10 protein-coding genes and 1 pseudogene are annotated in these 12,990 nt (G+C 70.8%); 3 read left to right on the top strand and 8 right to left on the bottom strand.

Translation table 11 applies throughout. From position 1 onward, the window contains the following. Window positions 1-175: 175 nt before the first annotated feature. The 5 genes and pseudogenes from ABZ656_RS39080 to pgsA all read right to left on the bottom strand — a co-directional run bounded on the left by ABZ656_RS39080 (window position 176) and on the right by pgsA (window position 4,009). Window positions 176-721: a hypothetical protein gene (locus ABZ656_RS39080; RefSeq protein ID WP_101406231.1), complete on the bottom strand. Its 546-nt coding sequence runs from the start codon at window positions 719-721 to the stop codon at window positions 176-178. Between the two features lie 55 nt (window positions 722-776). Then, a pseudogene (locus tag ABZ656_RS39075) lies at window positions 777-931 on the bottom strand (SUMF1/EgtB/PvdO family nonheme iron enzyme); the annotation flags it as partial. Window positions 932-1,143: 212 nt separating this feature from the next. After that, a complete protein-coding gene (locus ABZ656_RS39070; protein WP_101406230.1) occupies window positions 1,144-2,304 on the bottom strand; it encodes a glycosyltransferase family 4 protein in 1,161 nt (386 codons plus the stop codon). Next, entirely contained in the window at window positions 2,301-3,290 is a 990-nt protein-coding gene (locus ABZ656_RS39065; protein ID WP_360274731.1) for a phosphatidylinositol mannoside acyltransferase, read from the bottom strand. The genes ABZ656_RS39070 and ABZ656_RS39065 overlap by 4 nt, the downstream gene beginning before the upstream one ends. Then, window positions 3,287-4,009, bottom strand: a complete 723-nt coding sequence (pgsA, locus tag ABZ656_RS39060; RefSeq protein WP_101406229.1) for a phosphatidylinositol phosphate synthase — start codon at window positions 4,007-4,009, stop codon at window positions 3,287-3,289. The genes ABZ656_RS39065 and pgsA overlap by 4 nt, the downstream gene beginning before the upstream one ends. A gap of 216 nt (window positions 4,010-4,225) precedes the next feature. On the opposite strand from pgsA, the gene ABZ656_RS39055 reads away from it, so the two are divergent. Next, the gene (locus ABZ656_RS39055) at window positions 4,226-6,421 is read left to right on the top strand and encodes an elongation factor G-like protein EF-G2 (protein WP_101406228.1); all 2,196 of its coding nucleotides are present in this window, start codon (window positions 4,226-4,228) and stop codon (window positions 6,419-6,421) included. A gap of 157 nt (window positions 6,422-6,578) precedes the next feature. Then, complete coding sequence (locus tag ABZ656_RS39050) at window positions 6,579-8,252, top strand: hypothetical protein (protein ID WP_101406227.1); 1,674 nt, start codon at window positions 6,579-6,581, stop codon at window positions 8,250-8,252. A 160-nt stretch (window positions 8,253-8,412) separates the two neighbouring features. Here the strand turns inward: ABZ656_RS39050 and ABZ656_RS39045 are convergent, their stop codons facing one another. Further along, window positions 8,413-8,973, bottom strand: a complete 561-nt coding sequence (locus ABZ656_RS39045; protein ID WP_101406226.1) for an HIT domain-containing protein — start codon at window positions 8,971-8,973, stop codon at window positions 8,413-8,415. Between the two features lie 67 nt (window positions 8,974-9,040). Here ABZ656_RS39045 and ABZ656_RS39040 point away from each other — a divergent pair, with 67 nt between their 5' ends. Beyond that, the gene (locus ABZ656_RS39040; RefSeq protein ID WP_101406225.1) at window positions 9,041-9,718 is read left to right on the top strand and encodes a potassium channel family protein; all 678 of its coding nucleotides are present in this window, start codon (window positions 9,041-9,043) and stop codon (window positions 9,716-9,718) included. 137 nt (window positions 9,719-9,855) lie between these two features. Here ABZ656_RS39040 and thrS read toward each other — a convergent pair whose 3' ends face one another. Together thrS and ABZ656_RS39030 are read right to left on the bottom strand one after the other, a co-directional pair. Next, window positions 9,856-11,832 carry a threonine--tRNA ligase gene (thrS, locus tag ABZ656_RS39035; protein ID WP_101406224.1) on the bottom strand — a complete coding sequence of 659 codons (1,977 nt, stop codon included), beginning with the start codon at window positions 11,830-11,832 and terminating at the stop codon, window positions 9,856-9,858. A gap of 126 nt (window positions 11,833-11,958) precedes the next feature. Beyond that, window positions 11,959-12,990 (bottom strand): hypothetical protein (locus tag ABZ656_RS39030; RefSeq protein WP_360274724.1); only part of this gene is annotated, 1,032 nt, incomplete at its 5' end.

Below are 12,990 nucleotides of genomic sequence, written 5' to 3'. Positions count from 1 at the left end.
AGGGGCGCGGGGAACCGCGCGACCAGCCCCCACCGGCCATCGGCCAAAAGACAACGGGCAGGCGGGGATCCGGGGCGCAGCCCTGCCCGAGGGGCGCGGGGAACCGCGCGCTCGACCCCCACCGGCCCGCAGCCCCGGAGCAACACCCACCCGCGGCCGAAATCAACCCCCGTCGTCAGGTCGTGGGGCGGTCCGCCAGGGCGGTGGGCGGCTCGTCGTCCATTTCGAAGGCCATGGGGAAGGGCGCATGACCGGCAAGGCGGAACCAGCGGACCTTGCGGTGGCGACGAAGAGCGCGGGCGGCACGTACCGCGTCGTTGTGGAACCGCCGAGCCATCGGCACCCGCCGCACCGCCTGCGCCAGCTCGGTCGCCGCCGCGTCACCACCTGGCGCCTCCCGCACCGCCTCCACCTGCTGCACCTCTCCGAAGACGGCTCGCAGGGCCTGGCTGAGGTCGCTCTCGGCCACCTCGCGCTGCTCCTCCTCCGCCTGCCGCGCGGCATGCGCGGCCTCGTAGAGCACGATCGAGGCGGCGGGATCGAGCACCCCGGAGGTCGCCAGCTCCTGGGCGACCGAGGCACGGCGCAACAACTGCGCGTCGAGCGCGGCGCGGGCGGCGTCGATCCGGGCGTGCAGCCGGTCGAGACGCCCCGCGGTCCAGCTCAGGTAGAGGCCGATCGCGAGGAGGCCGACGAGGATCCAGATGAGGGTTGCGGTCACGGGCGGCAAGGCTACCCGGGTGTGGTCACCCCTCCCCCACGTCCCAACTGCCCTACCGCTCCGCGTCCGTCACATGGCCGGTCGCCCGCACGAAGTCCGCGAACCGGGCGTTGGTGACGGCGTAACGTCGATCCGGAACGGCTCGGCGCGCACCGTACGGACCGGTCCTTCGCCGTCCTCCGGGTAGCCCTCGCCGAAGGCGTCGCCCATGCGGAACTCGCCGCCCGGCAACGTGACGGCGGCGGCGTCGGGCGCGGGACGGGGACGAGGAGGCCCAGGACGGTCGCCCCCGCGCTTGCCGGGGCGCAGTACCGGTACGGAGAGTCGGAAAAGCGAACTGGCCTCCCCGTGCGCACCGGCCTCCCCGCGCGCTGGTTCGCAGCACGCCCCTCCCCCGCCCGGCGTCGGCGTGTCCCGCACGCTCAGTCCCGGGCCAGTCCGAACCGCGCCCGCAGCCCCGTCCGTTCGTCCGCTGCGACCGCCGCCGCGCCGTCCGTGACCGTCTCATAGACGGACAGGATGTCCGCACCGACGGTCGACCAGTCGAAGCGCCGTACGTGGGCGCTGCCCCGCGCGCGGAGTTCGGCCCGGCGCTCGGGGTCACCGAGCAGGCGCAGGGCCGCGGCTGCCAGGTCGTCCGCGTCCTCGTTGGCGAAGAGTTCGCCGGCCGCGCCCTGGTCGAGGACCTGCGCGAAGGCGTCGAGGTCGGAGGCCAGCACCGGCGCGCCCGCCGACATCGCCTCCACGAGGATGATGCCGAAACTCTCGCCGCCGGTGTTGGGCGCCACGTACACGTCGATGCTGCGCAGGAAGCGGGCCTTGTCCTCGTCGCTCACCATGCCGAGGAACTCGACGCGCGAGCGCATCTCGGCGGGCAGGGACTCGACGGCCTCCTCCTCGTCACCGCGTCCGGCGACCAGGAGCCGGGTCCCCGGGCGCTCGGCGAGGATCTTGGGCAGGGCCTTCATGAGGACGGGCAGTCCCTTGCGGGGCTCGTCGATGCGACCGACGAAGCCGAGGGTCTCGCCCTGCCACTCGGGCTTGGGCTTGGCGCGGGCGAAGAAGTCGACGTCGACGCCGTTCGGGATGACGACCGCGTCGCCGCCCAGGTGCTCGACGAGGGTGCGGCGGGCGTACTCGCTCACCGCGATCCGCGCGCTGATCTTCTCCAGGGCCGCCTGGAGGATCGAGTACGCGGCGACCATGGCCCGCGAGCGCGGGTTGGAGGTGTGGAAGGTGGCGACGATGGGGCCCTGCGCGGCCCAGCACGCGAGCAGGCCGAGGGAGGGCGAGGCCGGCTCGTGGATGTGGATCACGTCGAAGGTCCCGTCGTGCAGCCAGCGCCGCACCCGGGCCGCCGACAGGAAGCCGAAGTTCAGGCGCGCCACGGAGCCGTTGTAGGGCACCGGGACCGCGCGGCCCGCCGAGACGACGTACGGCGGCAGCGGTGTCTCGTCGTCCGCGGGGGCGAGCACGGAGACCTCGTGTCCGCGGCGGATGAGGTGTTCGGCCAGGTCACGGATGTGGAACTGGACGCCGCCCGGCACGTCCCAGGAGTAGGGGCAGACGATGCCGATCCTCACGGAGTCCTCTTCTCGGAATCCCTCTGGACGTTGTCAGGATCCTTGTTGTCAGGATTTCCGCTGCCAGAATCCCTGTTGTCAGGATCCTTCCCGGGATCGAGGTCCTTGAGCCACAAGCGCTGCAGCATGTGCCAGTCCTCCGGATGTTCGGCGATACCCGTGGCGAAGGCGTCGGCCAGCGCCTGTGTCATGACAGACGTCTTCTCGGCCCGGGTGCCTGCCTCGGGGACCTCGACGGGGGGATGCACACGGCCCTGCATCACGGGTGAGTCGTCGTACCAGAGCGTGACCGGCAGCAGGACGGCTCCGGTCTGCTGGGCGAGCAGCGCCGGGCCCGCGGGCATCCGGGTCGTCTCGCCGAAGAACTCCACCTCGACGCCCGAGGCCGACAGATCACGCTCGGCGACCAGGCAGATCAGTCCGCCGTCCCGCAGCCGCCGGGCCAGCGTGCCGAACGCGGTGCCGCCGCTGTGCGGCAGGACCTCCATGCCGAGGCCCTCGCGATAGGCGACGAAACGGTCGTACAGCGATTCCGGCTTGAGGCGCTCGGCGACGGTCGTGAACGGGGTTTCCAGCTTGGTGGTGACCCAGGCGCCGGCGAGGTCCCAGTTGCCCATGTGCGGCAGGGCCAGGATGACGCCCTGGTCGGAGGCGAGCCCGTCCGTCAGATGGTGCACGTCCTTGCAGTCGAAGCCCGTCCGCACGCGCTCCTCGCTCCAGGCGGGGAGGCGGAAGGACTCCATCCAGTAGCGCAGGTACGAGCGCATGCCCGCCCGGGAGAGCTCGGCGAGCCGCTCCGGGGTCGCGTCGGGCAGCACGCGCGCGTAGTTGCTCTCCAGCCGTTTTACGCCCTTGCCGCGCCGCTTCCAGGCGATGTCCGCGATGGTGCGGCCCAGGCGCACCGCGACCGGCTCCGGGAGCTTCTTGACGGTGCTCCAGCCGAGTGCGTACGCCCCGTCCACCAGCCTCTCCTGGAGAGTGGTCACGATGTGGCCCCGCTGTTGTGCGCCGCGGCCGCGGCGTCCGCCTCCGCGGACTCCCGGCGCACCGTGACCACGCGCTGGATCAGCGTGACCAGGCTGCCGACGGCGACGATCCACAGCGCGACGGGCAGCAGCCACTGGATGCCGGGCACCCCGAACTTGTGCAGCCCCGCGAGGCCCGCCGCGACCAGGGAGATCACCAGGCGCTCGGCGCGCTCGACCAGGCCGTTGACGGCGACGGGCAGGCCGATCGACTCGCCGCGGGCCTTGGTGTACGAGACCACCTGGCCGCTGGCCAGGCAGAAGATCGAGACGGCACACAGGGCGTTGTTGTCGCCGCTGCCCGCGTACCAGAGCGCGAATCCGCCGAAGATCGCGCCGTCGGCGACCCGGTCGAGCGTGGAGTCCAGGAAGGCGCCCCAGCGGCTGGAGCGGCCGAGCTGGCGCGCCATGTTGCCGTCGACCAGGTCGGAGAAGACGAAGAGCGTGATGACGATCGTTCCCCAGAAGAACTCTCCCCGGGGGTAGAAGACCAGCGCGCCCGCCATGACTCCGGCCGTACCCAGGAGGGTGACCGTGTCGGGGCTTACCCCCCGACGGATGAGAAACGCGGCGAACGGTGTGAGGACACGCGTGAAGAATGCACGCGCGTACTTGTTCAGCATGGCCTTCCCGAGGGTCGGTGTCGCCGCGCGGCCCCTGCTGGCCACCGGCTGGCCCATCGTAGCCAGGCGCGCGCTTGTGCGACGGCCGGGCACCCGCACCCCGTGTCACGGTGGGATGCCGTCGATGTCACGACGGGATCGCGTCCCCCGTATGGACGCACCGTGACGCGAGTGCAAAGCTCGAAGACACCGCGGGCGTCATCGGAGCCGCACCGCACGCGGATCCGTATGCCCGCGCCCGAAGTGACCTCACCGTGCACGGGAGGCAAGGCCATGGGCGACAAGGCGAACGCACACCCCGGAGCCGCCGGCAGGGCTACAGCGGCCGACCACCCCGCGTCCGTACGGAATGTGGTGCTGGTCGGCCACAGCGGATCCGGCAAGACGACATTGGTGGAAGCTCTCGCGCTGACGGCGGGAGCAGTGAACCGGGCGGGCAGGGTGGAGGACGGCACCGCCGTCTCCGACTACGACGAGATCGAGCACCGGCAGCAGCGCTCGGTGCAGCTCTCCCTGGTACCCGTCGACTGGGACGGATACAAGATCAACATCATCGACACCCCCGGATACGCCGATTTCGTCGGGGAACTCAGGGCCGGTCTGCGCGCCGCGGACGCGGCCCTTTTCGTCGTCTCGGCCTCGGACGGGGTGGACGGCTCGACCCGGATGGTGTGGGAGGAGTGCGCGGCGGTCGGCATGCCGCGCGCCATCGTGATCACGCACCTCGAGTCGGCGCGCGCCGATTTCGACGACATGACACGGATCTGCGCCGAGGCCTTCGGCGCGGACGACCCCGACGCCGTACTGCCGCTGTACCTGCCACTGCACGGCGCGGAGGGAGCCGACGGGCACGCCCCTGTCACCGGGCTGATCGGGCTCCTCACCCAGCGGCTGTTCGACTACTCCTCCGGGGAGCGCAAGGAGGCCGAGCCGGGACCGGAGCAGCTGCCGCTGATCGAGGAGGCGCGCAACCGGCTGATCGAGGGGATCATCGCCGAGAGCGAGGACGAGACCCTCATGGACCGCTATCTCGGCGGCGAGCAGATCGACGTCAAGACGCTCGTGCAGGACCTGGAGCGGGCCGTGGCGCGCGGGGCCTTCTTCCCGGTCCTGGCGGCCGCGCCCGCCGCCGAGGGCGCCCGTCAGGGGCTCGGCACCGTCGAGCTCCTGGAACTCGTCACGGGCGGCTTCCCGACCCCGCTGGAGCGCCCGGCGCCCACCGTGACGACACCTGAGGGTCAGGAACGCGAGGTCAAGGCCTGCGATCCGAACGGGCCGCTGGTCGCAGAGGTCGTGAAGACGGCCAGCGACCCCTATGTGGGCCGGGTCTCCCTCGTCCGCGTCTTCTCGGGCACCCTGCGCCCCGACGAGACCGTGCACGTCTCCGGGCACGGGCTCGCCGACCGCGGGCACGAGGACCACGACGTCGACGAGCGTGTCGGCGCCCTGTCCGCGCCGTTCGGCAAACAGCAGCGCTCCCTGACGCACTGCATCGCGGGCGACCTGGCCTGCGTGGCGAAGCTCAACCGGGCCGAGACCGGCGACACGCTCTCGGCCAAGGACGACCCGCTGCTGATGGAGCCCTGGCAGATGCCGGACCCGCTGCTGCCGCTCGCCATCCAGGCACACAGCAAGGCCGACGAGGACAAGCTCTCGCAGGGCCTGGGCCGGCTGGTCGCCGAGGACCCCACCATGCGCCTGGAACAGAACCAGAACACCCACCAGGTCGTCCTGTGGTGCCTGGGCGAGGCCCACGCCGATGTCGCCCTGGAGCGGCTGCGCAACCGGTACGGCGTCCAGGTCGACGTGGTCCCGCACAAGGTCTCCCTGCGGGAGACGTTCGCGGACAAGGCCGCGGGCCGCGGCCGCCATGTGAAGCAGTCCGGCGGGCACGGGCAGTACGCGATCTGCGAGATCGAGGTCGAACCCCTCCCCAACGGCTCGGGCATCGAGTTCGTGGACAAGGTCGTCGGCGGGGCCGTGCCCCGGCAGTTCATCCCCTCCGTCGAGAAAGGGGTGCGGACCCAGGCCGCCAAGGGCGTCGTCGCGGGCTATCCCCTCATCGACGTACGGATCACCCTGCTCGACGGCAAGGCGCACTCCGTGGACTCCTCCGACGCGGCGTTCCAGACCGCGGGCGCGCTCGCCCTGCGCGAGGCGGCCGCCGACACCAGGATCCATCTGCTGGAGCCGGTGGCCGAGGTGACGGTCCTGGTCGGCGACGAGTACGTGGGCGCCGTGATGAGCGACCTGTCGGGACGGCGCGGCCGGGTGGTCGGCACCGAGCAGGCGGGCGGCGGACGCACGCTCGTACGGGCCGAGGTCCCGGAGATCGAGATCGGACGGTACGCCGTGGATCTGCGCTCCCTCTCGCACGGCACCGCACGCTTCAACCGCACCTACGCACGACACGAGCCGATGCCGTCACAGATCGCCGAAAGGATGCGCGAACAGGCCCAGAACGCCTGACGGTTCGGCTCCCTTCACCCTCGGCGGGCGGCTTCGGCCGTCCGCCGACGAATGTCGGTCGCGCCCGATACTCTGGGAACTGATCAAGACGATGACCTGATCAACAGGTGTGCGGGGCAGGGAAGTCGGGAAAGCCGCAGGAGCGGGGGCGGCGGCGATGGGGGCGGAAGTGGCGTTCGACGGTTTCGATTTCACTCCCGGGGCGCAGGTGCCGCTCTCGGGTTCCGCGGGACAGACGGCGGCGACCTTCGCCCTGGCCTCGGCGGCGTACCGGGACAGCGATGTCGGCGAGATCCTGAAGGCGAACAACCAGTGGCACGAGTCCACCGTCAGCTCAGGCCGCAAGTGGGCCACGATCTTCAGGCCCAACCTCGGCGAGGCCTTCGGGCGGGCGGTGGTGGACCGCATGCTGGGCGCCGGCCGCAAGCCCCTCATCCAGTCCTTCGGCACCGAGCCGCAGGTCGTCGTCGAGCACTGCCTCGCGGCGAACCGCATCCGCCGGGAGCGGGACAACTGGCTGTCGGCCGTCATGGTGCTGTGCGGTGTGCTGTTCCTGCCCGGGCTGCTGGTGTGGCTGCTGGTCTTCCAGCTCCGGTCCATGATCGCCAAGCAGACGAACAAGCGCGCCGGCGCCCTCGGCACCACGCTCCTGGTCGCCTTCGGCGCCCTCGCCGTGGTCTTCCTCGTCCGCATGCCCTTCACCGGCTTCTGGGCCTGGTACGCGCGTGCGTCGGTGGTCCTCCCGGTGATCGGCTGGCTCTGGGCCAAGCAGATCTGCGAGCGGACCGCCAAGGACCTGCGCGAGCGCTGGGACAGCCTGCTGTCCGGCGGTGGCCTCGGCGCCAAGATCCCGGAGGCGGTGCCCGGCAGCCCGGGCGAGACGGCGGCCGAGCGGCTGCGCCAGGCCTTGGCCGCCCTCGGCGCCGAGCAGCAGTCCAACTCGGTGTTCTACGCCGGACCCAAGGGCATACTCGGCATGGGCACCCGCTGGGGCAGCTGGCAGCTCGCCGAGGACCTCGTCCCCAAGGACCCGGACAAGGAGATCCACCCCTTCCGCAGCTGGGACGTCGTCCGCAACATCCACGACAAACTCCGCATGCTGGAGCGCGGTCCGCTCAACACCGGCGGTTTCCCCACCCCTTCGATCAAGCACTGGATCGTCTCGCCGATCGGTGAGAACGCCAAGGAGGTGTCCCGGCCGGGCGGCACGGACGTCGAGGCGTACACGATCAAGAGCCACGCCATACAGGACATCTGCAACAAGCAGCAGTTCGGCAGCGGCCAGCGGCACTACCTCGGCGTGCAGTGGACGCTGTGGGACGGCCAGTTGATCATCACCATGCTGATCACCGTGACCGTGCTGCACGAGACGCTGCGCATCGAGGTCACCGGGCACGCCCTGGGTCCCGTGCACTCCCTGTTCACCAGTAAGCCCGAGGCCCCGACGAAGGAGGTCGCCAAGGCGGTCAAGTTCTGGGAGACCCGCAAAGTGAAGCTGCCGCTGGTCACCACGGACGAGGTCGTACGTCTCACCGCGCGCGCCCCGCTCACCGGGTACCCGCCGCTGCTGAACTGGCTCGGCGGCAAGCTGACGCTGCCCGAGCCGTTCGGCCTGCGGCACGCGTGGGCCGACCAGCCCTGGCGGCACCGCTTCATGGCCGACGACGCGCTGCGGGCGGCCACGCCGGTGCTCCGTGTCGTCCACGCGGCGGCGATCAAGGTACTGGACGAGAACGGGGTCGACACGGAGAAGTTCGGTAACCGGTCGGCGTTCCTCAGCACGGCCGTGCAGGATCCGTCGCCTCGGAAGGCGGACCTCTACGACGCGTGAGCCCCCGGCGGACGGGACCTCTACGACGCGTGAGCCCCCGGCGGACGGGCGGGAAAGGCCGTCCGCTCGGTGCGGGTCGTCTTGAGGTGATCGCGCAGTTCCCCGCGCCCCTGAAGGGGCACGCCGAAGGAGGCGCCTGTTGGCAGGCGCCCCGTTCGGGCTAATGCGTCGGCCAGGCCTCCGCCAGCATCTCGCGGGTGTCGGCCAGGAGCTGCGGGAGCACCTTGGTGTGGCCGACGACCGGCATGAAGTTGGTGTCGCCGCCCCAGCGGGGGACGATGTGCTGGTGGAGGTGGGCGGCGATGCCCGCGCCCGCCACCGTGCCCTGGTTCATGCCGATGTTGAAGCCGTGCGCGCCCGAAGCGGTGCGCAGCGCGGTCATCGCCTGCTTGGTCAGCTCGCCGAGCTCGGCGGTCTCCGGGTCGGTCAGGTCGGTGTAGTCCGCGACATGACGATAGGGCACGACCATGAGGTGGCCGCCGTTGTACGGATACAGGTTGAGCACCGCGTACACCTGCTCACCGCGCCTCACGATGAGCCCGTCCTCGTCGGACTTGGCGGGGATCGAGCAGAACGGACAGCCGTCGTCGGCCCCCGGGCCGGTGGGCTTGTTCTCGCCCTGGATGTAAGCCATCCGGTGGGGCGTCCACAAGCGCTGGAACGCGTCCTGCGTTCCCACTCCGATCTGCTGCTCCGGCTCACTCGTCATGTGGTGCAGCATATTGCTTCGCCCGTTCGCGGCGTGTCGGCGGGGCTCTCCCGGATCCTCGCCGGGCCAAGCTGGGCCGATGGACGACGACAGCCGACAGGCCCGGTGGGAACGGCGCACCGAGATCCCGCTCAGCCTGGCGTCGGCGTCGTTTCTCGCCGCGTACGCCGTCCTGGTCCTCGGGCACACACTGCCCGTCGTCTGGCGGCAGGCCTGTGTGGCGGCGATGATGGCCGCCTGGGCGCTGTTCGGCGTCGACTACGCGGTGCGCTGGCGCCTGAGCGGACAGCGCCTCGGCTTCGTCCGCGGGCACCCGGTGGACACCCTGGCCCTCCTGCTGCCGCTGCTTCGTCCGCTGCGCATCGTCAAGGTCTACGAGGCCGTGCAGCGTCATCATGGAGAGCCCCGTCTCTCCTTGCACGCGCGCGTGGTCTTCTACGCGGGGTTGTCGGCCGCGCTGCTCGGCTTCGCGGGCTCCCTCGCCGTCTACCAGCAGGAGCGCGGGGCGCCGGGCGCCTCGATCCGGACGTTCGGGGACTCGGTGTGGTGGACCTGCACCACGCTCACGACGGTGGGGTACGGAGACGTGGTGCCGGTGACCCCGATGGGGCGCACGATCGCGTCGGGGCTGATGGTGTGCGGTCTGGCGCTCCTCGGCGCGGTGACCGGCTCGTTCTCGTCCTGGCTGCTCCAGGTGTTCGCGCGCGAGGACGAGAACGACGAGAACGGGCACAGGGAGAGGCCCCCGGGGAGCTGAGCTCTCCGGGCACAGGAAGAGGCCCCCGGGGAACTGAGCTCTCCGGGCACAGGAAGAGGCCCCCGGGGAGCTGAGCTCTCCAGGGGCCTCCGGCCACGTACGCGTCGAGGAAGCACCGTACGTGTCGGACCTGCGCGTCAGACCTGCGCGCGCTCCTCGACGACCTTCATGATCTTGACGATCGCCTCGTCGACCGGGATGCCGTTCTCCTGCGAGCCGTCGCGGTAGCGGAAGGAGACGGCGCCGGCCGCCATGTCCTCGTCGCCCGCGATGACCATGAAGGGCACCTTCTGCTTCTGGGCGTTGCGGATCTTCTTCTGCATACGGTCGGAGGAGGCGTCGACCTCGACCCGCAGACCCTTCTTCTTCGCCTCGGTGGCGAACTTCTGCAGGTACTCCACGTGTGCGTCGCCGATCGGGATGCCGACCGCCTGCACGGGCGCCAGCCAGGCCGGGAACGCGCCCGCGTAGTGCTCCAGGAGCACCGCGAAGAAGCGCTCGATGGAACCGAACAGCGCGCGGTGGATCATCACCGGACGCTGCTTGGAGCCGTCGGGGCCGGTGTACTCCAGGTCGAAGCGCTCCGGCAGGTTGAAGTCGAGCTGCACGGTCGACATCTGCCAGGTCCGGCCGATGGCGTCCTTGGTCTGGACGGAGATCTTCGGACCGTAGAACGCGGCGCCGCCCGGGTCCGGGACGAGCGGGAGGCCCTGCTTCTCGGCCACCTGCCGCAGCGTCTCGGTGGCCTCCTCCCAGACCTCGTCGGAGCCGACGAACTTCTCCGGGTCCTTGGTGGAGAGCTCCAGGTAGAAGTCGGTCAGGCCGTAGTCGCGCAGCAGGTTCAGGACGAAGGTGAGCGTCTTGTCGAGCTCCTCCGCCATCTGCTCCTTGGTGCAGTAGATGTGCGCGTCGTCCTGCGTGAAGCCACGGGCGCGGGTCAGACCGTGCACGACGCCCGACTTCTCGTACCGGTACACGGTCCCGAACTCGAAGAGGCGCAGCGGCAGTTCACGGTACGAGCGGCCGCGCGCGTCGAAGATCAGGTTGTGCATCGGGCAGTTCATGGGCTTGAGGTAGTAGTCCACGCCCTCGTCGAGCTGCATGGGCGGGTACATGCCGTCGGCATACCAGTCCAGGTGCCCGGACGTCTCGAAGAGCTTCCCCTTCGTCGCGTGCGGGGTGTAGACGAACTCGTAGCCCTCTTCCTCGTGGCGGCGCCGCGAGTAGTCCTCCATGACCCGGCGGATGACGCCGCCCTTGGGGTGGAAGACGGCGAGGCCGGAGCCGATCTGGTCCGGGATGGAGAAGAGGTCCAGCTCATTGCCCAGCTTGCGGTGGTCGCGCTTCTCGGCCTCGATCAGGAAGTCGAGGTGCGCCTTCAGCTCCTCCTTGGAGGGCCAGGCGGTGCCGTAGATGCGCTGGAGCATCGGGTTCTTCTCGCTGCCGCGCCAGTACGCGGCGGCGTTGCGCATGAGCTTGAACGCGGGGATGTTGCGGGTGGTGGGCAGGTGGGGACCGCGGCAGAGGTCCTTCCAGCACAGCTCGCCGGTCTTGGCGTCGAGGTTGTCGTAGATCGTCAGCTCGCCGCCGCCGACCTCGACGTCCGCGCCGTCGTCCGAGGACGCGGAGCCCTTGATGCCGATGAGCTCCAGCTTGTACGGCTCCGCCGCCAGTTCCTCGCGGGCGACCTCGTCGGAGACGACGCGGCGCGAGAAGCGCTGCCCGCGCTTCTGGATCTCCTGCATCTTCTTCTCGACGGCCTTGAGGTCCTCGGGCGTGAACGGCCTCTCGACGTCGAAGTCGTAGTAGAAGCCGTCCTTGACCGGCGGGCCGATGCCCAGCTTGGCCTCGGGGAAGAGCTCCTGCACGGCCTGCGCCATGACGTGCGCGGTGGAGTGGCGCAGGATGTTGAGACCGTCCTGGGAGGAGATCTCGACGGGCTCGACCTCCTCGCCGTCCCGCACCTCGTACGCGAGGTCCTTCAGCTCGCCTGCCACACGGGCCGCGACGATGGTGCGCTCGCCGGCGAAGAGATCGGCGGCCGTAGTGCCCGTCGTCACCACGCGCTCTTCCCGCTCGGAATCGCGTTGGATGATCACACGGACGTCTGACACCGGTCTCTCCTGACTGAAGGGGGCAAGCTCACCCAGTGGGCATGGCAGTGCAATGCCTGCCCGGCGATCCTACCGAGCCCGGGGCACCCTCCGCGAAACGGTTACCGGCAAAGCTCCACAAAGCCCTCAGTCCCCGCCGCACGCCTCCTCGAAGAAGTCCAGGTTCTCCTGGAGCGACTTCATCAGCCGGTCCCGCTCGGCCTCGTCCACCTGCACCGGTACGACCCCGGAGGCGTCGGTGAGCCGGCGGAAGCCGCCGCGGCTCTCCAGCCGCCCCAGCACCCGCACCGGCAGCCCGACCAGGTGGGCGTGACCCGCTATCCGGTACGCCTCCTCGTCGAGCGTCATGCGGACGTGCTGGACCTCCGCTCCCGCGATCACCCGCAGCCGTACCGTGCCCTCGCCGCGCGGCTGGGACCTGCGCATCCGCACCACGGCACCGGTGAGGCGCACCGGTACGGACGGCTCGGCGCGCAGATACCGGGCCCCGGCCTCGCGCAGGACGGGCAGGTCGCCGGGCGAGAACTCGACGGCCTCGTCGGGCGCCGCACAGCCCTCGGGGACCCCGGCGGCGGGCGCCCACTCGACGGCGATCCGGGCGCCCTCCGTGCCGCGCACGAGGGCGACGACGGCCTCGGTGAGTTCATGGCTGACGCCCGCCTCGACGGCCGCGTCGAAGGCGTCCATACCGCCGGTGGCCCGCTGGTAGTCGATGGCCTCGCGGGCGGCGTACAGCGCCTGGTGCAGGCGTACGGAGAGCGGCCGGCCGGTGTCGACGGGCACGAAGGCCGTGAGCCGGCGCCCGCCGGGGTCGGCTCCGACGAGGACGTTCTCCAGGGAAGCGGCGGCGGGCCTGCGGTGGCGGGCCCCGTAATAGCCCGCACGCGCGCGTGTGGCGAGCGCCGCCGCGAGCAGCATCGAGCGGGCGGCCGAGCGCAGCCGCTCCTCCACGCTCCAGGGCGTGGCGCCCACGGGTCCGGCCGGCACATCGCGCCACCAGCGGATCTCGTCGCTGGGCACGGCGAGGGCGACCAGGACGTCGCGCGCGGACGGCGCGCCGCTGCGGGAGAGCGCGACGAGCGCCTCGCCGAGGAGGTCGTCGCTGTCGGGGAAGGCCCGGTTCTCCGGCACGAGCAGGCTCGTGCCGCCGCCAGATCG

The organism is Streptomyces sp. NPDC007095, from assembly GCF_040634475.1.
GTDB lineage: Bacteria > Actinomycetota > Actinomycetes > Streptomycetales > Streptomycetaceae > Streptomyces.
Note: the sequence above shows the minus strand (reverse complement) of the source record. Positions and strands in the feature narration are given on the sequence as shown.

Bases quoted from the DNA above. Each gene is read 5' to 3' on its own strand.
- pgsA (WP_101406229.1), bottom strand. From the start codon at position 4,009: ATGGGCCAGCCGGTGGCCAGCAGGGGCCGCGCGGCGACACCGACCCTC.
- ABZ656_RS39055 (WP_101406228.1), top strand. From the start codon at position 4,226: ATGGGCGACAAGGCGAACGCACACCCCGGAGCCGCCGGCAGGGCTACA.
- ABZ656_RS39050 (WP_101406227.1), top strand. From the start codon at position 6,579: ATGGGGGCGGAAGTGGCGTTCGACGGTTTCGATTTCACTCCCGGGGCG.
- ABZ656_RS39045 (WP_101406226.1), bottom strand. From the start codon at position 8,973: ATGCTGCACCACATGACGAGTGAGCCGGAGCAGCAGATCGGAGTGGGA.
- ABZ656_RS39040 (WP_101406225.1), top strand. From the start codon at position 9,041: ATGGACGACGACAGCCGACAGGCCCGGTGGGAACGGCGCACCGAGATC.